This window comes from Candidatus Goldiibacteriota bacterium HGW-Goldbacteria-1, assembly GCA_002839855.1.
Classification (GTDB): domain Bacteria; phylum Oederibacteriota; class PGYV01; order PGYV01; family PGYV01; genus PGYV01.
The window spans coordinates 135,621-158,065 of sequence record PGYV01000006.1; the positions used below are offsets into that span (position 1 = coordinate 135,621).

Sequence of the window (22,445 nt, forward strand, 5' to 3'; positions counted from 1 at the left end):
TGTATATGTATTAATACCCCGGCAGGATTAAAAAAACAGGGATAAGGTTCGCTTATATGCTGTTTATACAGTTTAAATATCACTTTAAATATACTTTAAAACAAGAAAATTACCGCATCCCGTCTTCCCCTAAATTACAATAATTTCTTGACTAACCAAGTAAAATGATTATACTTTGTTAAGTATTGGGCGGTTAATTTCAGGAGGTGTTTAATGAAAAAATATTTTTTGGTTGTTTTATTATCTATATTTTCCGTATCGGCCGCTATTGCAGGATTCTATGACGGGGGGCCGGGCAGAACCGCAGCTATGGGAGGGCAGGAAGCCGTTCTTCCTGATATATCCAACACTTTTGACCTGTACAGTATCGGTTTCTCTTCCGCGATACTTATAAGGCCCGCGAAAAACATCATAAACATTTATCCGGATATTGCAATTCCATTCGGCAAGAGCATAGAAGATGATGCATCTGAAACAACCAACGAGAGAAGCGGCTTTACAATTGGCACAGGCGTGTATAAATCCTCAAACAACGGCCTTGTTTTGTGGCTTTCTGACAGCAGCGTTCTTACTGTAAAACCCTATCTTTCCGCAACGGTTTCAAACAGAAAGGTTTCATCAACCACAAGCGATACACATACTTATACTTACACCCAGGGCCTTATTGCGGGAGAGGCCGAATACGCGTTTAAACTGTCAGATACCCTTGGCGTTGCGGGGCTTGTGGGCTATTATAGAAACGGTTTAAAATCAGAAAGAAATGACGAAGATGATTATAATAACGTTTATTTTGATAAAATGATTTACCAGGTATCCGCTTTATTAATGCCGGATTCAAAAAACGGCGGATGGGCATTTGCGGCATCCGCAGGGAATAAAACTGAACCGCTGGCGCCAAGAGTTTTCAACCTGGACATGAACCTTGAAATGGCTGAATTTGAATATCTGATGCATCCTCTATCATTTATATCCATACATCAATACGAATACGAGGAGAACTTAATTCAGGAACATGAAAGTTTCACCGATTATGAAGGTTCGGGTTTTCTGGTTGAAACAGGAACTTCCTATAACGGAAAAGGAAATATGGCCTTTATGAGTAAGGTTGGATTAATCGCGGGATATACATTTAAAATCAGCGAAAAAGATATATATAAGATACTTGCCACCAATATCACGACCGAAACAAGCGATTCTTTTACGCCGATTACAGGCGGTATGGGTTTTAATTTCGCCGCCGCGTCAAGGTGGGATCTGGGCCTTCTTATACCGGGCGTGAAATTAGAATACAGAATTGTAGGTTACGACATAAAGAATAGCGGCGGAGATACTCTAAGCAAAAACAGCCTTTCGTTTACAAAAGCAGCAGCAGGAACATCTTTCAGGTTATCCGAATCACTTTTAATACCATTTGAAATCTTTTATGACAATCTGCTTAGCTACGCAAAAGACCCTAATGGCACCGGTGAAAACTTCTCATATTTCATAGATTACGGCGGTAAACTTGGTGTTGAAATAGGGCTGGAAAAAACAACATTCTTAAGATTTGGCATTGACTGCACTATTTTCGGAGACCATTCAATCAGCAAACTTGACGGCGAAATAACCGGCGAATCTCACCCAATGGGAAGCGAAGAAAACAGAAATGCCGTTATTGTCGGTTTGAATACAGGGCTTGGTATGGCAATAAACGGGATACAGGCGAACATAGGCCTGCGGTTTGAAAATCTTGGTTTTTCCCCTGAAAACAAAGACTATAGGGAAAGAAGTGATTTGACATTAAAAATACTTTCTGATATCAAAATGTTTTTCTGACAGCTGTTTAATCACTAAATAAAGCAGGCTCTTAAGCTTCACCTATATCTTTCATTTTTGGCGATATATACGGTTTGGTATTTATTATTAAAAACTGTGTAACATGCCTCCCGGGGTGTGTTTTTAATTAAAGCCTCCATTTACCGCCATTTGCCCTTAACCCAAAACCCGTGTAGTCAATTTATTATTTCTGTGTTAAAATCATTACAATTTTAAGGATATATTAAGAAAACCGGAGGCGGATTTGGTATCTAAATTTATACACCTGCACCTGCATACAAAGTACAGCATGCTGGACGGCATGTGCAAGTTTGAAGACATGATAAAGGCCGCCAAAGACAACAAAATGATGGCAGTTGCGGCCACAGAGCACGGCAATATGTACAGCGCGGTGGAATTCTATACCGCCATGTCGCACGCCGGCATCAAACCAATCCTTGGCCTTGAAACCTACATAGTTGACGATATTAAAAACAATCAAAGAAAGAAAAACCACCTTGTTTTACTGGTAAAAAACGAGACCGGCTGGAATAACCTTATTAAAATCTCCTCCTACGCCTTTACTGACGGCTTCTATTATAAACCGACAATAGATAAAGCTTTTTTAAAAGACCACGCCGAAGGGTTAATTGCACTATCTTCGTGCGTACAGGGCGAAGTGCCGTCTAAACTTATCTCTGACGATTACGAAGGCGCGAAAAAAGCCGCGGAAGAGTACCTTTCCATGTTCAAGGAAGGCAACTATTACTTTGAAATGCAGAATCACGGGCTGGAAGAAGAGCTTCTGGCAAACAGGGGTTTAAAAGAGCTTTCCAAAGAGCTTTCCATTCCGCTTACGGTTTCCAATGATGTCCATTATATGAAAAAAGACGATGCCCGCGCCCATGACATTCTTCTCTGCATCCAGACAGGCAAGACCCTAAAAGAAGCGGACAGAATGAAATTCAAGACAGATGAATTTTATTTTAAAAATTATGACGAAATGTGCAAAGTTTTCCCTGATGACAAAAGCGCCGTGGAGCGCACATTTGAAATTGCAGAAAAATGCAACTTTGAACTGCCCAAACTGCCGCCGGGCAAGTGTCACATGCCTAAATACACAATTACAGGCTGGGACGGCACATATAACGAATATTTTGACAAAATAACAAAAGAAGCGCTGGCAGAAAAGTACCCCGGCGATTTACTGACGGATGAAATTCAGAAACGTTTTGAACACGAACTTTCCACAATTAAAAAAATGGATTACACCGGATACTTTCTTATAGTCCGCGACATAATTAAATACGCCCGTGACAACGACATCCCGGTAGGCCCCGGCAGGGGAAGCGCGGCAGGTTCTTTAATTTCCTATGTGCTTGGAATTACAAGTATTGACCCCATAAAATACGAACTATTATTTGAACGTTTTCTAAACCCGGACAGGGTATCCCCGCCCGATATAGACCTTGATTTTTCTGACGAAGAAAGAAACCGCGTGGTGCAGTATATAGTTGACCGCTTTGGCAAAGACAAAACAGCGCAGATAATAACGTTTCAGCAGTTAAAACCGCGCGCTTCCATAAGGGACGTCGGCCGAGTTTTGGATGTCCCGCTGCGGGATGTGGACATGCTTGCAAAAAAAGTGCCGGAAGGCCCGGCAGTCAGTTTTGCCGATATTTTAAAAGACGGAGCTTTTATCTCTTTTGTAAATTCAGAAAAAACATATGAAGAAATCATCAACTACGCCATGAAAATAGAAGGCATGCTGCGGCAGGATTCCACGCACGCTGCCGGCGTTGTAATAGCGCCGGATGTACTTACGCGTTATGTGCCCATAGCCGTGCCAAAAGACAAGGACGATTCCGAAGGCGGAACTTTAAACTACATGACCCAGTGGGAAATGGGCTCTTTGGAAAAAATGGGGCTTATTAAATTTGACATACTTGGCTTAAGAAACCTTGCCGTAATAAAGAAAGCCATAAAAAATATAAAAGAAACCCGCGGCATTGACGTTCTGCCTGACGACGGCACATTTGACAATCCCAAAGTATATAAACTGCTTGCCGAAGGCAATACGCAGGGTGTGTTCCAGCTTGAAAGCGAAGGAATGAGGGACCTTCTTAAAAAAATTAATCCCGACTGCCTGGAAGATATTATTGCCATAATATCGCTTTTCCGCCCCGGCCCGATGAAAATGATAGATGAATACATCCGCAGAAAAAAGGGGACGGAAAAAGTCACGTACGATTTTCCGGAACTGGAACCCGTGCTTAAGAACACTTACGGCATTGCCATTTATCAGGAACAGGTAATGCAGATAGCCGTAAGGGTGGCCGGGTTTTCCATGGCGGAAGCCGACAATTTAAGAAGGGCGATGTCCAAGAAGAAAGCTTCCGAAATGGACAAGATAAAAGTAAAGTTCATGAAAGGCACGGCAGACCGCGGCATTAAACCGCAGGCCGCCGAAGACCTTTTTGACAAGCTGGAACAGTTTTCACAGTACGGCTTTAACAAATCGCACGCCGCGGCTTACGCGGTGGTGGCATACCAGACCGCATATTTAAAGACCTTATACAGGCCGGAATACATGGCAGCGCTTTTAACATCGGTCATGCACAGCATTGACAAAGCCGCAATTTACGTTGAAGACTGTGCCGCCAACGGAATAAAGGTTATGGCGCCTGACATAAATAAAAGCGACACGGATTTTAAAGTGGAAAAAAATTCCATCCGTTACGGGCTGGCCGCGGTTAAAAACGTGGGCACATCCGCGGCGCAGGACATAGCCGCCAAAAGAAAAGAAAAAGGGGATTATAAAGACCTTTATGACTTCTGCGAAAAAGTCAGCCTGCATTCGGTTAATTCCAAAACAATAGAATCGCTTGTAAAAAGCGGCGCGTTTGATTTCACCCTTATGCACAGGGCGCAGATATTCGCGTGCATACCCGATGCCATGAAACGCGCGGAAATGGCGCAGCGGGACATGGAAAGCGGCCAGTTCAGCCTGTTCGAAACCGCTCCGCAGGATATAAAGATACCTGATATTCAAAAGTGGAGTGAAAGCGAACAGTTGTCGTATGAAAAAGAAGTCCTTGGCCTGTACGTGTCTTCGCACCCGCTTGCACGTTACAGAAAACTGCTTGAAAGCGTGTCACAGCCGATAAGTGAACTTTTAACAGGAAAAGTAAATTCCGGCGAACAGGTGATAATAGGCGGCATAGTCCACGACCTGGCCAAGAAAATAACCCCAAGCGGAATGGAACGCGTGCACTTTCACCTTGAAGGGTTAACAGGCAGAATAAAAATAATAGCGGGCGATAAATTCCCCAAAGATAAAAACAGCATTTTTTCCAACAGTTTGATGTGCATGGTACGCGGAAAAATTGTTTTCATGGATGCAGAACCCTTTGTAAGTATGGAAAGTGTAATTAACCTGGATGACGCATACAGCGCGCTGGGCAAGTACCTTCACATTACGGTGCGCGAACTTGGCTTGGAACAGCTTACCCTGCAGGAAATGAAAAACCTGATGTCACAGAACAAAGGGCTGTCAGAAGTTGTAATGCATATAATTACCGGCGACGGCAGGGAAGCCCAAGCCGTACTTGAAGAAAAAATAAGCGTGAACGAAAACCTGCTTATCTCTCTTGAAAAACTTGTGGGCGAAGGCAATATAAGGTTAAGCTGGAAAAAATAATATAAATATATCCGGATCATGTCACTGAGAAAACAAATGATTTTATAGGGACAGCGCATGAATGCGGGCGATACCTCGACATTCACGCTGTCCGGACTTTGTATTTATAATAATTCAGATTGGACAAAGGGCAAAATCACGGGACGCGCAGGAGCACGTCCCCTACGAAAAAAAAGGACTTTACAGACGCACCGCACCTGCACGCTTAATAAAACCGTGCAGAGATTTGTATTTTTTGTTATTATATTAATATTAAACCTGCATTATGATACCGCACAAAAACAATTTTTTGGAGGTCAGGGGAATGAATAAAACAAGACAGGCAGTATTTCTTAGCGTTATGTTTTTAGCCATGAACGTCTTCGCGCAGAACTTAATAGAATATAAAGTGGTGGAAGGCGATACTCTGTGGGAAATCAGCGGAAAGTTTACAGGCAAAAAAATGAACTATGAAAAAATAGCCCTTTATAACAACCTGAAAAACGCTGACCGCATTTACCCGAAACAGATAATAAAAATTGACCTGGACGAATTCAAGGTTTCTGAAAATACGGTTAAAGCAGCCCCGGCTGCCGTAAAAACCGCTGTTAAGGCAACAGTTGCAACAGCACCGACAGCCGTAAAAACAGCTGTAAAAGCCGCCCCTACGGCCGTAAAACCCGCGGTTAAAAGCACTGCCGTTCCCGCCGCGGTTGTTGAAGCAATTCAGGGCTTAAGAGAAGACTTTGACACCCCAAAGATGCAGCCCGCGCTGAAATGGTATGACAACAGAAATGACTGTTCATACGAGATTAAAGACGGCCGCCTTTACATACAGGCGCGCGGCGACGGCCATGATATTTTTATGGATTCAAATACGGACGCCCCCAGAATACTTGCGGATTTAGACGGCGATTTTACAATTGAAACAAAGATGAATTTCACCCCGTCAAACAACGGAAGCGGCGCCGGCATAGTAATCTGGCAGGACAACCATAACTTCTTAAGGATAGACAGGGTGCTTCATTTTCAGACCCGCAACGTCATAAATGTTTCCGGCGCGGCCGGCGGCAAATGGTTTTATTCCGAAGAAATTCCTTATACCCTTGAATTGTCATATCTTAGAATGGAAAGAAAAGGGGAAATGTTCACGGCATCGTGCAGTGTTGACGGTATAACATGGTTTAATTTTAAACCCGTGGAATTTAAAGCCGCATCGGCGGTTAAAGCCGGTGTTTTTGTTTTAAACCAGTGGAACAAAGGCAATTCTGACGCGGCGTTTGAATATATTCAGATAACAAAATAACGCGTATTTTAAGGAAAAAAATATTATTAATTGGTGAATAATGAAAACAGACAAAATTATTTCCGCCTTAATTTTTACAGCAGCGCTTTTTATATTTTCATCCTGCGTCTCAATGCGCGGCACATTTCCTCCCGGCCATGTGGAAGTGACATCATCGCGGTCCGCTGCCAAGGCGGCCGCTGATAACATAACTCTTGTGGAAAATAAAACGCCCGCGCCCGCTGCAACGCCTTCATCCAGCTGGCACCCGGACGATTACGAACAAAGCGGCGAGGAAAAAACGCTTGTTATAAATGTCCTTATCAATAAGATGAAAGGCCCGTTTAACCTTTCATCAGCTTCAGATATGACATTAAAGGAAAGCGGTAAAAATCTTGGCAAGAGCTGCGAAATTAAGGCAGTGGCAGGCGCCATCACGCTTAACGGCGATGCCACGCAGTATACAAGAATTGAAATAACATCTAAAGAGCTGATAAGCCTTGGTTCTAAAAAATACCGCGGAACTTTTATTATAGAAGCTGAAAACGAAACAATTCTTGCCATTAACAGGCTTTCAATAGAAGAGTATCTTTACGGCGTTTTGCCGTCGGAAATTCTGCCTTCCTGGCACACCGAAGTTTTAAAATCACAGGCAGTGGCCGCAAGGTCATTTGCTTTTTACAACAAACTTAATTCCAAAGATAAACGCTACGACCTTGACAGCACTGTCATTTCTCAGGTATATAAAGGATTCGGAGTGGAACACAAAAACACAAACGCAGCTGTCGAAGAGACACGAGGCCTGATAATGACATACGGCACTGATGTAGTACAGGCATTTTTTCACGCCAACAGCGGCGGAAAAACCGCTGACAGCAAGGAAGTCTGGGGCGGAACTCTTCCTTATCTTAAGGTTATTGATGACCCTTACTGCCGTGACGGTAAACACTATTCCTGGAAATACATAATAAGCCTGACATCACTTGAAGAAAAACTTGGGAAAAGCGGAAACTCCACAGGTGAAATTTTTGATATTAATGTACCTGAACGTTCTGACAGCGGCAGGGCGCTTATGATTCGCGTAAAAGGAAGCGCCGGTACGGTATTCATTAAAAGCAATGTTTTCAGGACCGCTCTTGGTGTTGACGCCTTAAGAAGCACAAACTTTAACGTACAGATTGACGGCGGCGACGCGGTCTTTAATGGCTTTGGCTGGGGCCACGGCGTGGGCTTATCACAGGAAGGCGCGGCGGGAATGGCAGAAAAAGGCTACCCATACAAAGACATTCTGAAATATTATTATAAGGGAGTAAATATAAAAAAAGCGGTATTAAAATAACATGAAGCCCTTTTTTATTTCATGCGCCGCAATACTATTTTTTTTTGCCGCAGGATGCACCCCAAAAGACACTTTTGAAAAACAGTTAAACAGCGTGCTTCCGCCGCCCGGCACGTCAGATTTTGACCTTAGCATAACCCTTCTGGAAATATCACGCCTTTTTGACCCGAAATCTGACACCGCCCTTATGAATAACGAACTGCAGAAAATGGCTGATAAAATTAAACAGCAGATAGGCGACGAGGCAAATGATGAAATAATAGTTGAAACTTTCAACAGGTATATCTTTGAAACTGAAACTTTCAAATACAATAAAAAGGTAATTGATTTTCTGGACAACAACAAACCCCTGACACCCGAAGAATGGCTTGAAATACGTTTGATGAACAAAGTAATTTCAAGAAGGGACGGCGTCTGCTCCGAACTTTCCTATATCACCCTTATGCTTGGCGAAAAAACCGGGCTTCCCATATGCGTGATAGGCGTTCCGGGCCACGTTTACGCAAGGTACCAGCCCGAAGGAAAAAGTCCGATCAATATAGAAGCCACAAGCAGCGGCAGGGAATACTATGATTACCAGGACAAGTATAATCCCGTCTGCCGCGGCGAATCCGAGTATTACGGAAAATGCATGGATAAAAGGGAAGCGGTGGGGCTGTATCTTGGAATAATAGGCGGTGTTATCCGCGATATGAAGGACTATAAAAAATCAGATTTATTATTCAAAAAAGCGCTGGAACTTTGCCCCAAAAATCCCGGATTTTACTGGGATAACGCGGAAATACATTGGCGCGTAAAGGATTACGAAGGGGCAATCATCCTTATAGAAAAAGCGCTGGAAATTGACCCTGAAAGTTCCGCCCTTAACGCTTTTGCGGGCTGGCTTTATAAATCAATTAACCGGACTATGAAAGCCGAAGAATACCTTGAAAAAGCGCTGCGTATAGACCCCAATGACCGTTTTGCGGCAGACAACCTTGAAGAATTAAAGAAAGCAAGATAGCATACCATATTATTAAAATCATTTGCTATTACGCCCTTTATCTGCTATATTTAATCTGTAAGAAGAAGGTAGAAGTGGAAAAGAACCGGAAACAGAAAGTGCAACAGATACCGCTTTAGCACAGAAATTGCTTTGGCAGCAGAAGTTGCAGCAGAAACAGGTTCTGTTCAGCTTTTACCCGGGCTTGCTAAACTTGCAGCCCGGGCTTTTTTTATAATATACGTCTTAAAAGAGACGCTTTATTACGCGTCTCTATTTTTTTTTAGACCATTCTAATATGGCAGGAAGGTAATCATATGAACAGAATCAAGAATATCGCAATTATCGCGCACGTTGACCACGGAAAAACCACGCTTGTTGACTGTATTTTAAGGCAGGCGGGTGTATTTAAATCACATCAAAAAGTTGAAGAACGCGTTATGGACAGCAATGACCTTGAACGCGAAAGGGGTATTACCATATTTTCAAAGAACGCGGCTTACACTTACCGCGGTTACAAAGTAAATATCGTGGATACGCCGGGACACGCTGACTTTGGCAGCGAAGTCCAGCGAATCCTTTCAATGGTAGATTCCGTGCTTCTTGTGGTTGACGCCTTTGAAGGCACTATGCCGCAGACAAAATACGTCCTGAAAAAATCCCTTGAACTTGGCCTTATGCCTATCGTTATAATAAATAAGATAGACCGCTTAAATTCAGAACCTGATGAAGTCTTAAACCAGGTGTTTGACCTTTTTGTGGAATTAAACGCGGCCGACCACCAGCTTGATTTTCCGGTAATTTACGCTTCCGGCAGGGACGGTTATGCAAAACTTCACCTTAAAGACGAATCAAAAGACATGATACCGCTTCTGGATATGATTATTGACCACGTGGCAAATACATCCGGCGACAGGACAAAACCATTTCAGTTTTTAACATCCGCCATCAGCTATGATAATTATATCGGCAAAATAGGCACAGGAAAAATTCACAACGGTTCTGTTAGAACCGGAGACAATGTAACCCTTATAAAAAAAGACGGTAAATTTGAAAATTACAGAATTACAAAAATTCTCACTTACGAAGGCATTAACAGGGTTGAACTTAAAGAAGCATTTGCGGGCGACATTGTATCGCTTGCGGGCATGGATTCAATTGACGTGGGCGAAACCGTAACAGACCCCGAACACCGCGACGACCTGCCTTCAATTGACATTGACAAGCCGACGGTTGCCATGACCTTTATGGTAAACAATTCGCCTTTTGCGGGGCGCGAAGGCAAATTTGTAACCTCAAGAAATATCTGGGACCGGCTTATGAAAGAACTTCAGACCAACGTGGGTATAATAGTTGAAGCTACAGATTCGCCGGACTCTTTTCTTGTAAAGGGCAGGGGCGAACTTCAGCTTTCAATCCTGATAGAAAATATGAGGCGTGAAGGTTTTGAACTTCAGGTTTCAAAACCGCAGGTTATTTTCCGCCAGATAGACGGCGAGAAATGCGAACCTATAGAACACGCCATAATTGACGTGGACGCGGCTTTTGTAGGCGTGGTCATGGAAAAACTTGGAATAAGAAAAGGGGAACTTATCAATATGGTTCCCGGCAAAGACGGCTATACAAGGCTTGAATTCCACGTTCCCACAAGGGGGCTTTTGGGATTCAGGAATGAATTCATGACCGAAACCCGCGGCACAGGAATCCTTAACCACAGTTTTCATGATTACGGCCCTTATAAAGGCGATGTTCCCACAAGAAATAAAGGCGTTCTTATTGTCCTTGAAGACGGTGTTTCCGTTGCTTATTCTCTTGATAAGCTTAAAGACAGGGGCGCGTTCTTCATCGCTCCCGTAACTGAAGTTTACGCGGGCATGATAGCGGGGGAAAATTCCCGTGAAAGCGACATGATAATTAACGTTTGCAAAGGCAAGAAACTTACCAATATGCGCGCTTCCGGAACAGATGACGCCATTAACCTGGAACCGCCGCGCAAATTCAGCCTGGAACAGGCTATGGAATATATAGCCGACGACGAACTGCTTGAAATCACCCCCGTTAACATCAGGATGAGGAAAAAAATCCTTGACCCGACAAAAAGGAAAAGGACAGAAATAGCGGCAGGGAATGATTAAACACAGAGGGACAGATGCACGGATGCACAGAGGGACAGTTTAAACCTCTTGCAATAAAAGACGCTGGTCTTTAGCCCTCAAGTTTCTGCATTATTTATCTTGCTCTGGTAGCCGCGTCCTTTTAGGGCGCGTTTTTTTGATTTGGTTATATCGCAGTGGTAGACGCGGGTCTTTAGCCCGCGCGTTTTTTTGAATTTAATGTTTATCTTTTAAATCAATAAATCAACTGCCGCACCCTGAAGGGTGCGCCTACCAGAACAAAACCAAACCTTCCCTATAAGAAATAATTGTGTCATCAGTTATAATACGCAGATTAACAATCTATGGTTTAGCTTTCTTCCGTCCCTCCGTGCATCCGACCATCCGTCCCTCAGCACTTCTTATATTTCCCCTTTAATTCTTCCCGTTATTCCTATATAATAAAATAAATTAGACGGGGAGAAAACATAATGATAAAAAAGGCTGATACACAATGAAACTTTCAGACGACTTTCTGAACCGTTTCCAGTCTGTCTTTCCTCCGGATAAGCACTCTTTTGAATTTGAAAATTCAGTTTTTGGCCTGTCCTCACTTATTGAACCCAAAAATAACGAAACAGAAGCCCGCGCCTCACTGCGCGCGATGTCCACAGAACTTCGAAAAAAAATATCCGGCGACCCGATTCCAAAAGAAAAAATACAGATATTTAATTCCGTCTTTTTTGGCGAATGGGGATTTAAATGCGACCCAAAAGCGGATGACTTTTTCGCGGGTAAAATAAAAAAAGAAAACTTTAACCATTCATATGAATTGTATGAATACCTTTCCATTCCGGCCGTATTAAAAAAGAAAACAGGCATTTCCTGCACTATAGGGCTTATCTACCTTATGCTCGCGGAATCTCTTTACATTCCGGTTTATGGCGTGGTCTCTACCGTTCACTTTATGCTGCGCTATGACGACGGCAATACAAAATTTGACATCAATATTATGGATAACGGCGTGCTGCGGGATTCACCAAGGGCGGTAAGGGACGAAATCATTTACGGCAAAACTCTTGAACATTACCACAGCGCCGGCATTTTTCTTACCAAAATCGCCAGGCTTCTTGAAGCTGAAAACCTTCACGAGCAGGCCGCCCCGCTTTTAAAAAGGTCCATTGAAATCAATCCCGACCTTGCCGAAACACATTACATAATGGGGCATTCAGCTTATATGCAGAATAATCCGGCTTTGGCGGAAGAAAAATTTAAAAAAGCGGTGGATATAAATCCGATATACGCCGAAGCATATTTCTCGCTTGGTGTTGTCTGTTATAAAACCGGTAAAAAGGACGAAGCCATATCATGGTTTAAGAAAGCCACGGGCATCAGGCCGGACTTCGCGGAAGCCCATTACATAATGGGAATGATTCACGCTTCCGAAAAAAGAATAGAGGACGCAAAAGAACATTATGCCGAAACTCTTGAACTAAATCCGTCACATACCGACGCTTTCTACAAGCTGGGGCTTTTATATTATTCAGAGAGGGATATGGCGCGGGCAGAGGCGGCGTTCAGCAAAATAACACAGATAAACCCCAATTACGCGCCCGCCTGGCTTAACCTTGGGCTTATTTATGAAGGCAAAAAACAGCCCGCCGAAGCGGAAAAATTCCTGCAAAAAGCCGTTGAACTTGCCCCCGAAAACCATACCTATAAATTTTACCTGGGCAGGCTTTATTATGCGGCCGGCAATTATGGCGCGGGCGCGGAGTATTTTTCAAAAGCCGCCGAATCAAAAGAACTTCATGATAAAATTCATTTCCAGCTGGGCGCTTGCCTTTATTATTCCGGAAATGGAAAAGCGGCGGAAGAAGAGCTGAAAAACTGCCTTCACCACACCCCCTTAGACGTAAATGCTGTGCTAATACTGGCGGAAATTGCCGAAAAAACAAACAGGGATAATGAAGCGGAAAAATACATTGAACTTGTTTTAAAGACAGATCCCGAAAATAAAACAGCTTTATTTAAAGCCGCACTGATAAATTATAAAAAAGGAAAAAAAGACGACGCGGAAAAAAAACTTACCATACTTGTGGAAAAAGACCCGTCAAATCATAATGCCCTGCAGCTTTTAGGTGATATATCCACCGAAAAAGGGGACTTTGAAAAAGCATCCGGATATTATACTTCAGGACTGAATGCATCCACGGACTGCAGCGACTGCCATTACGGGCTTGCGCATTGCTGTAAAAATCTGAAAAAAGAGAATGATGCCATAATTCATCTTGAAGCCATTATAAAAAATAACACCGGATACAAAGACACAGCAATGCAGTTAAGCGCGCTTTACGCGCAGGCAGGAAGAAAAGAGGACAGTGAGAATATACTGAAAACCGCGATAAACTCTTCGGGCGGCGGGGCTGATATTCATTATAAAATGGGTATTATTCAAATGGAAAAAAACGAAACCGATAACGCGGAAAAGGAATTTCACGCGGCCCTTAATCTGGATTCAAAACACGCCTTAAGCCACATATGCCTAGCAGAAATTTACTTAAACAGAAACAGGTTTGAAGATTCCCAAAAACACCTTGAACACGCCCTTAAAATCGCCCCTGCCGATTCCTTCATAAACTTTAAAGCCGCGCAGCTTCTTATGAAAGAAAATAATTATTCGCAGGCAGAACAACACCTTACAAAAACCATTTCCGCCGAACCTGCCAATTTGCAGGCGCGTTTTGACCTTTCGGTATGCCTAAAAAACATCGGCAAAACTGACAAAGCCGCGGAAATTCTTGAAAAACTTACGCGGGAAGCGCCGCTTGTGCCGCAGTACCACTCGTTTTTAGGCACTGTATTAATAGAAACCAATAACAACGCCGGCGCACTGAAAGCTTTTGAACAGGCCCTTGCACTTGCGCCTGATGACCCGCGGATGATTACCAACATTGCGGACTTAAGCTTTGCCGAAGGGCATTATGAAAACGCCGCCGAAAAGTATCAGATGCTTATAAAAAAGAACCCGGATTTTATACCCGCATATACCGGGCTTGCAAAAGCCCTAAAAGGGCAGGGGCAGTTTCTGCAGGCGGCAGAAGCGCTTAACGGAGCGCTGAATTTCACAGAACAACGCATCCCTCTTTTAAAAGAGATTGCCGCCGCATATACATCCGCAGGCAAATATGACGATGCGGAACAGACATATATAAAAATACTTCAGGAAGGCCCGGGCGAAACAAAATCCAGATTATCTTTGGCGACAGTATATTTTAACGAAAAAAAATACGCGCAGGCGCTTGAAAATTACGCCGCCTATCTTAACGCAAAACCCGACGACCTTAATGCCGGATTCAATTATGCCATATGCCTTCAGGAACTTAAAAAAACAGATGAAGCCATGGAATATTTTAAAAAATTAACAGAAAAAAATCCCGGCTTTGAAAAAGCATGCGCCGCCCTTGCTAAAATATCCCTTCGGCTTGCAAAATACGAAGACGCCGAAAACGCCGCAAAAAAAGCGGTTGAGATAAATAAAAATGACCCTATGCATCACTTTCTGCTTGCTCACATACTGCACGAACAGGTAAAATATATTCCCGCGGAAGAAGCTTATAAAACCGCGGCCGCGCTTGCGCCAAAAAACGCTGAAATACTTTATGATTTCGGATTTTTATACCATGAACAGGGCAAATATAAAGAAGCGGAAAAAATTTTCAAGACAGTAATGGAGATTGACCCGTCATATCACGCAAAAATAGAAAGCAGGAAAAACAAATGAAATTGACAGCGCTTTTGTTAACATACTTTTTTACATCGGTAAATCTTTTTGCGGCGCCGCACTTTACGGCAGAACCGTTTAAAGACATGCGTTTCGCGATACTTCCGGCTTCATCCGTTGTTTTTCTGTCATCTGATAATGATATTGCGGCAGCTTACCTTGACGGTACCATACGGACACTTGACCTTAACGAAACAAAAGCCGTACTTAAAATGCCCGCAGGCAGCCCTATATCCGCCATTGCGTATTCATTTAGTGCCAAAACACTTATTTCCGCGGACTATTCCGGCGCGGTGAAATTATGGGATATTTCAACCGGTAATATTATAAAAAGCCTGCAGCCGTCAGATACCATCGCCTTATCCTGCGCGGCCGGAAACGACGGCGCCTTATTTGCCGCAGCATCGTCCAACAAAACTTATATTTACACCTTTAATAACCACAACAAAATAAAAGAACTTTCTGCAGCGGCAAATACGGTTTACAGCAGGGTGGATTTTTCCGGCGATAAAAAAAGGTTTCTTACCGCATCAGGTAATATTATAGATATTTACGGTACAGCCAAAAGCACCGGCATTAAGAAAATGTTCATGCCGGGCAGTATTAACATAAAAAAAGAACGCTCTATAATACACGGGCAGCCGGTAAATTCAGCGGTATTTTCAGCGGATTCTTCACTTATTGCCGCGGGCGGTAACAGCAATATTTTAAGCGTTTACAGGGCGGAAGACGGCCTTAAACTGTGGTCAGACGCCTCTTTTAGCGGCGGTGTCCGCGGCATTGCTTTTTCGCCGGGTTCAAAATACCTTGCGGCAGGGGACAGCAGCGGCAGGATTATTTTTTATAATTCAAAAACCGGCACTAAACTGTCAGAATTTAACCTGCCATCCAAAGTTTACAGTATTGCTTTTTCTCCGTCAGGAAAGTTCTTTGCGGCAGGTATGGGCAGCGGCATTGTTAAAGTCTGGAAAACCCCCAAAGACGCTAAAAAGATTAAAATAGATTTTTCAGGATTAAAGACAGTCTTAATCTCCATACTTGCCTCTTTAATCCTCTTATTCATTATATTCTTAAAACTTAGGTCAAAAAAATAATATGAAATTATTGATTTTATTAGTTTATTTACAAAAAACAATAAACATTATATAATTATTGTTATAAATAACAGGGAGAGTTATGGACCTTTTAACAACGACAGTACAGGCAAACATACAGCGTTTCTTTAAAAACGGCAGGCCGGTAGCCACCTGGCAATACAGCAGCGACGGCACAATTAAACGCGAAGGCGAAAAAATAAGCGGGGTTGCCCGCATGTACGGCGATAACGGCGCGCTTATGTCAGAAATGACCTATAAAAACAACAACTTAAACGGCCGTTTTTCCCTTTTTTCCGGCAGCGGTTTTCTGGAAGAAGAAGGGGAATTTAAAAACAACGAACTTCACGGCAGCTATTCACAGTATTATCCCGCAGGTAAAATAAAACTTCAGGGTACTTATCATAATGGCATGAAGCACGGCATTTTCAGATTATTTTATGAAACCGGTATAATGGAAGAAGAAGAATCATACAAAAACGGCGTGCTTGACGGCAATTACGTGTCGTTTTACCCCAACGGCGTAATAGAAACCGAAGCCGCCTATAAAAACGGCAAACTGACAAAAATTACCCAGTTTGACACCAACGGCGCAGTAAAAAAACAGGAAAAGTATTAGCACGGGAATCTCTTATCCCTCATATATTTGAATGTAAAATCCGATTTTGGTGATATGTTGTCAGATGTTACGAAAAATAAAGACGTACAATTTACAATTAAAAATTATTTTCGTTGAGGAAAAAACAGGGGGCAGGTCTTGACTTGATACCTGATAAAATATTATTACATCTCTAAAACCGATAAAAAACTTAACAAACAAAAAAACAATTGGTAAACGCATAAGACGTTCTGGCAAGTTTTAAAGAAAATAAAGCAAACATACGAAATAAAAAAACTGCCTGAAAAGATATATAAAAAAGAATTTGTCAGGTATCAAATCAAGACCTGACCCTGTTTTTAAAAAATAAAGTTCTATTAAAGGTGAATCTGATATGAGACGCATTTTAAGTCTGGCTATGATTTTTTTGTTAGCGGCTGCTTATGGTCTGTATGCTGCGGATAAAACAGTAAGTGTCGGTGGTATAACCAAGGAAGAGTATCTGGTATTTGCGGCAGCGGCTGAATATATAATGGCTGACAGTTCGTGGAAAAGTATCAATACCAAATATTTTATGCTGAATAATATAACAGAAAAAAACAGATTTGCAGTAGCTGATGATAAATTATATTCATTTATTAGCAGGTATATAAAAGATCTGACAAGGGAAATATACACGGATTATATGCTTAAGAACGATAAAGAATACTTAGTAGAACAAAAAATTCCTCTGAAATCAAAATATGTTTTGCTTAAGGGTAAACCTGCAAAGGCGGAATCAACGGTTGTTGATGAGGAAATTAACAAAGTTAAATTAAAAATCAGTGAACCAGTTGATCTAAGTAGGGGTTTATCGGTTAATCTTAAGTTAACGGATATTAAAAACTATAATTTTGAAGCGGAGAAATTAAGACTGGAAAATGGCAAAAAAAATAAAGCTGAAGAAAAGTCAGATGGATGGGCTGAACTTTACAAAGAACATCCGGGCGCTTCAGGAATTGCGATATTTTCAAGATGTGGTTTTTCAAAGGACGGAAATACGGTCTTGATCTTTGTTTTAAATCAGTTTGACGGTACAGGAGGTAAAGGGAGCTATTTGCTGATGAAAAAGAAATATGGGAAATGGGTAGTGACTTCGGAAACTGTTGTTTATGTTTCGTAGTAATTAAAAAAAGGGGGGCAAGTCTTGACTTGATACCTGATAAAATATTATTACATCTCTAAAACCGATAAAAAACTTAACAAACTAAAAAACAATTGGTAAACGCATAAGACGTTCTGGCAAGTTTTAAAGAAAATAAAGCAAACATACGAAATAAAGAATCTGCCTGAAAAGATATATAAAAAGAATTTGTCAGGTATCAAGTCAAGACCTGACCCCTTTTTTCCTTTTTTACATATTTTTATTGTGCATCCGGTTGCGTAAAACGTTGAGTAGGAGGGGTAGTTGTACAAATACCGTATTTAATTAATACTTTTTGATAGCTCCAACCCAACATCGAACTTTCATTGACGTAATCAATAAAGTTACATATAATGAAAGAAAATATTAAGGATTATATATGAGCAGATTTAATAAATTTATAAAGAGTCTTGGATATGCAATAAATGGGATTATTTATGCATTCAAGGAACAGCATAATATTGTTTACATGCTAATAATTGGACTAATAGCCATTGTATCTATTTTTATCTTTAAAATATCGCGAATCGAAGCAGTTATAGTTATTATTATTTGTTTTGCGGTAATAATTCTTGAGATATTCAATACAGCTCTAGAAAAACTAATAGATAAGCTGCATCCAAAACAAAACATAATAATAGGTATTGTGAAAGACATGTTGGCAGGGGCTGTATTACTCGCATCAGTGATGGCTGTAGTTGTTGGGATAATGATCTTTTTGCGCCCTTTTTTACAAGTGTTAAAAAGCATTTTTTCTGGTTGTTAAAATAGGGGTCAGGTCTTGATTTGATACTTGATAAAATATTATTACATCTCCAAAACCCAAAAAAATTATCAACAAACCGAAAAAAAACATAATACACGGGACGCGCAGGAGCACGCCCCCTACGAGAACAGGACAAATCGGTTTTAATTTTTCTGCTTCTGTTTACAGCTTAAAACACCGACTTTTGCAATTATGCAACAATTAACCTCTTGAAAATAAGAGCTTTTGTGATATTATAATTACAATTATAAATCGGAGGATACGATGATCAAAAAATTTGCTGCATTTATAGTAACCATAATACTGTTTCTGCCTGTGTACATAATGGCGGGGCTTTATGATAATGATGATGACCTTATTCAGGTGGATACCGTTGAAGAACAGTCAACAGGCAGCCTTCTTAATTCTACAATTGTAAAACCTGCGCCTACGGCAGTGCCTGCGCCTACCGCAAAACCGACGCCTAAACCCACGCCAAAACCGACACCAATACCAAAAAAGAAATCTGTATATAGGCCCGCACCCACAGCAATACCTACTACGGTTCCCACAGTGGCAGCTTTACCCGATTTTCAGGTGGCTTCACTTTCAGTTGAGGAAGTGGTGATAAATAAAAACTCCGCAAATTATTACGGAATGCTTCCGATGCTTACGGGCGAAAAGAAACTTAGGCTTACCATGGCAATAGAAAATATCGGCCTGGGTTTAGCAAATAACACAATAGCGGAACTGCGCGCGGCACACCCAAGGATAGTAATTACCGAAAACATAAAGGACCTTCAGACAATACTTAAAGGCGAAAAGAAAGAACTGTATTACAACGTGGAAAGGATCACCGGCTACGACGGCCCTGTAAATATACAGCTTACCCTTAAACTTACATCAGGAACCGTGGAAAAAACATTCCCGCTTGAAGTATTCGCGGAACCGTTTAACCCTATGATGATATACGCCATTCTTGCGGGAATTATCCTGCTGATTATAATCATTATACTTATCATTCTTAAATCCAGCGGCAAAAAAAAGAAAAGCAAAGACTATACGCTGGAATAAACCGCTTTCCCAAAGAATTCATAAATTTAAAACTACGCGGCTTAAAAGCCGCTTATAACGAGAGGACATGCATATGCTGAATTTTCTAAAACAAATGTTTGGAACCAGAAATGACAGGGAAATAAAAAAACTGCAGCCGACAGTTGATATAATAAATGAAATGGAGCCGCAGACAGCCGCAATGACAGACGATGAACTGCGCGGGGAAACCGTAAAATTTAAAGAACGTTTAAAAAACGGGGAAACCCTTGAAGATATTCTGCCGGCGGCATTCGCGGTTGTAAGGGAAGCCGGCAAAAGAGCCCTTAACATGCGACATTTTGACGTTCAGCTTATGGGTGGTATGGTTTTAAATTCCGGCAAAATTGCGGAAATGAGAACCGGTGAAGGTAAAACCCTTGTGGCCACCCTTGCCGTATATTTAAACGCCCTTACTGAAAAAGGCGTGCACGTAATCACGGTAAATGACTACCTGGCGGAACGCGACAGTATGGGTATTGGAAATTTCCGCGGCATGGGAGAGATATACCGTTTTCTGGGGCTTACAGTGGGATGCATAAAAAACAACATGCCAAACGCGGACAGAAAAAAAGCATACGCCTGCGACATCACATACGGCACAAATTCAGAATTTGGTTTTGACTACTTAAGGGACAATATGGCTGTTTACCCTGAAGAACGCGTACAGCGAAAATTATATTACTGCATAGTGGACGAAGTTGACAGTATTTTAATTGATGAAGCCAGAACCCCGTTGATAATTTCAGGCCCCGGCGAAGAATCCACGGACATGTATTACCGCATAGACCGCATAATACCCAAACTTGTCAAAGAACGCGATTATGTCATTGACGAAAAAGCGCATAACGCCACACTTACCGAAGCCGGTGTTACCACCGCGGAAAAACTGCTTGAAATTGATAACCTTTATGAACCGCAGCACATCGAAACCGTGCACCACATAAGCCAGGCATTAAAAGCACACACGCTTTTCAAGCGCGATAAAGACTACATAGTAAAAGAAGGAAAAGTAACCATAGTTGACGAATTCACCGGCAGGCTTATGCCGGGCCGCAGATGGTCGGACGGGCTTCACCAGGCCGTGGAAGCAAAAGAACGTGTTAAGATAGAACGCGAAAACCAGACACTTGCCACCATCACCATTCAGAACTATTTCAGGATGTATGAAAAACTTGCCGGCATGACCGGTACAGCGGAAACAGAATCTGAAGAATTCTGGCAGATTTACAAGCTTGACGTTATAGTGGTTCCTACAAACAATCCTATGGTAAGAAAAGACGAAGCAGATATGATTTACCTTAACGAAAAGGGCAAATACAAAGCCATAGCCAATGACATTATGGAGCGCTACAAAAAAGGGCAGCCCGTGCTTGTGGGTACAACCTCTATCGCGAAAAACGAACATTTAAGCGAACTTTTAAGAAAACGCGGCGTAAAACACGAACTGCTAAACGCTAAAAACCACGAACGAGAAGCTGAAATTGTTTCCATGGCAGGTATGGCGGGAGCCGTAACAGTTGCCACCAACATGGCAGGACGAGGCACTGACATTAAACTTGGGGAAGGCGTTTTTGAACTTGGCGGGCTTTACGTAATAGGCACGGAACGCCACGAAAGCAGGCGAATTGACAATCAGTTAAGGGGGCGTTCCGGAAGGCAGGGCGACCCGGGCGAATCACGTTTTTATATTTCGCTTGAAGACGACCTTATGCGTATTTTCGGATCGGAAAAAATAAAAGGCATGATGACAGGGCTTGGCATGACCGAAGACGAAGAAGTTCAGCATCCGTGGATAAGCAAATCTATAGAACGCGCCCAGAAATCCGTTGAAGGGCACAACTTTTCCATAAGAAAACACCTGCTTGAATATGACGACGTTATGAACCAGCAGAGGACGGCAATTTATTCAAGGCGCCAGCTTATACTTGAAGGCGCAAACATTAAAGACACTATAGTTGAAATGATGTCAGAAGTGACAAAGGACATTATTTTTGACGTAGCACCTGAAAAAGTTTACCCCGAAGAATGGGACTTCGAACAGCTTAAAACCAGGCTTTTTTCAACATACGGAGTGGAATATTCAATAGACCCAAAGACAAAAGACGTATCACAGCTTACCCGGGAAATACTTGAAGAAGACGTATTTAGCGCTGTTAAAGAAGCTTATGATAAAAAAGAAAAATCACTTGGCGAAGGCCTTATGAGGGAAATTGAAAGAAGCATCTTTTTGCAGGTCATTGACACCAAATGGAGAGAACACCTGTACAACATGGACCACCTTAAAGAGGGCATTGGGCTTAGGGCTTATGCTCACAAAGACCCGCTAATAGAGTACAAAAAGGACGGTTTTAGTATGTTCCAGTCCATGATGGTAAGCCTTGAACACGAAACCGTGGAATTTATTTTCAGGGTTCAGGTGGTAAACGAAAACCAGCTTGGACGCAGGCAGGCAAGCTCGCGTACTCAGGAACTGCGCCCTGAATTTTCAATGCCTGTTGCGCAGCAGCCCGCAAAACTGGACGAAAGGGAAATGTACGCCAATTCCGGCGAAGCCCCGTCAAAGGTGGAAACAATAAGGCGCGACCAGCCCAAAATAGGCAGAAATGACCACTGCCCGTGCGGAAGCGGAAAAAAGTATAAACTTTGCTGCGGCAAGAATAAATAGCATATATATTTGGATGCAAGTCCGGCAAATATAACAATCTGTTTTTTAACCGCCGGTAACTGATTGGTTGTATTATAGCCTTTATATGTTATTATTATTAAAGGATTTA

The 22,445-nt window shown here is 42.1% G+C and carries 13 protein-coding genes; all 13 read left to right on the plus strand.

The features are described 5' to 3' along the window. Window positions 1-213 precede the first annotated feature (213 nt). The 13 genes from CVV21_07955 to CVV21_08015 all read left to right on the plus strand — a co-directional run bounded on the left by CVV21_07955 (window position 214) and on the right by CVV21_08015 (window position 22,336). Window positions 214-1,815 carry a hypothetical protein gene (locus tag CVV21_07955; protein PKL91506.1) on the plus strand — a complete coding sequence of 534 codons (1,602 nt, stop codon included), beginning with the start codon at window positions 214-216 and terminating at the stop codon, window positions 1,813-1,815. 244 nt (window positions 1,816-2,059) lie between these two features. Then, window positions 2,060-5,494 (plus strand): DNA polymerase III subunit alpha, encoded by a 3,435-nt coding sequence (locus tag CVV21_07960; protein PKL91507.1) that lies wholly within the window; start codon window positions 2,060-2,062, stop codon window positions 5,492-5,494. A 265-nt stretch (window positions 5,495-5,759) separates the two neighbouring features. Further along, window positions 5,760-6,779, plus strand: a complete 1,020-nt coding sequence (locus CVV21_07965) for a hypothetical protein (protein PKL91508.1) — start codon at window positions 5,760-5,762, stop codon at window positions 6,777-6,779. A gap of 40 nt (window positions 6,780-6,819) precedes the next feature. Further along, a complete protein-coding gene (locus CVV21_07970) occupies window positions 6,820-8,097 on the plus strand; it encodes a hypothetical protein (GenBank protein PKL91509.1) in 1,278 nt (425 codons plus the stop codon). Between the two features lies 1 nt (window position 8,098). Next, a complete protein-coding gene (locus tag CVV21_07975; protein ID PKL91510.1) occupies window positions 8,099-9,100 on the plus strand; it encodes a hypothetical protein in 1,002 nt (333 codons plus the stop codon). 296 nt (window positions 9,101-9,396) lie between these two features. Next, a complete protein-coding gene (gene typA, locus CVV21_07980) occupies window positions 9,397-11,214 on the plus strand; it encodes a translational GTPase TypA (GenBank protein ID PKL91511.1) in 1,818 nt (605 codons plus the stop codon). 472 nt (window positions 11,215-11,686) lie between these two features. After that, window positions 11,687-14,956, plus strand: coding sequence for a hypothetical protein (locus tag CVV21_07985; protein PKL91512.1), 3,270 nt, complete (start codon window positions 11,687-11,689; stop codon window positions 14,954-14,956). After that, a complete protein-coding gene (locus tag CVV21_07990; GenBank protein ID PKL91513.1) occupies window positions 14,953-16,050 on the plus strand; it encodes a hypothetical protein in 1,098 nt (365 codons plus the stop codon). The genes CVV21_07985 and CVV21_07990 overlap by 4 nt, the downstream gene beginning before the upstream one ends. An 82-nt stretch (window positions 16,051-16,132) precedes the next feature. Beyond that, on the plus strand, window positions 16,133-16,669 hold the full coding sequence (locus tag CVV21_07995) for a hypothetical protein (GenBank protein ID PKL91514.1): 537 nt from the start codon (window positions 16,133-16,135) through the stop codon (window positions 16,667-16,669). Between the two features lie 397 nt (window positions 16,670-17,066). Next, on the plus strand, window positions 17,067-17,810 hold the full coding sequence (locus CVV21_08000) for a hypothetical protein (GenBank protein PKL91515.1): 744 nt from the start codon (window positions 17,067-17,069) through the stop codon (window positions 17,808-17,810). A 400-nt stretch (window positions 17,811-18,210) separates the two neighbouring features. Beyond that, window positions 18,211-18,597 (plus strand): diacylglycerol kinase, encoded by a 387-nt coding sequence (locus tag CVV21_08005; GenBank protein ID PKL91516.1) that lies wholly within the window; start codon window positions 18,211-18,213, stop codon window positions 18,595-18,597. A gap of 264 nt (window positions 18,598-18,861) precedes the next feature. Continuing rightward, window positions 18,862-19,650, plus strand: coding sequence for a hypothetical protein (locus tag CVV21_08010; protein ID PKL91517.1), 789 nt, complete (start codon window positions 18,862-18,864; stop codon window positions 19,648-19,650). Between the two features lie 73 nt (window positions 19,651-19,723). Then, on the plus strand, window positions 19,724-22,336 hold the full coding sequence (locus tag CVV21_08015) for a preprotein translocase subunit SecA (GenBank protein PKL91518.1): 2,613 nt from the start codon (window positions 19,724-19,726) through the stop codon (window positions 22,334-22,336). The last annotated feature ends 109 nt before the right edge of the window (window positions 22,337-22,445 follow it).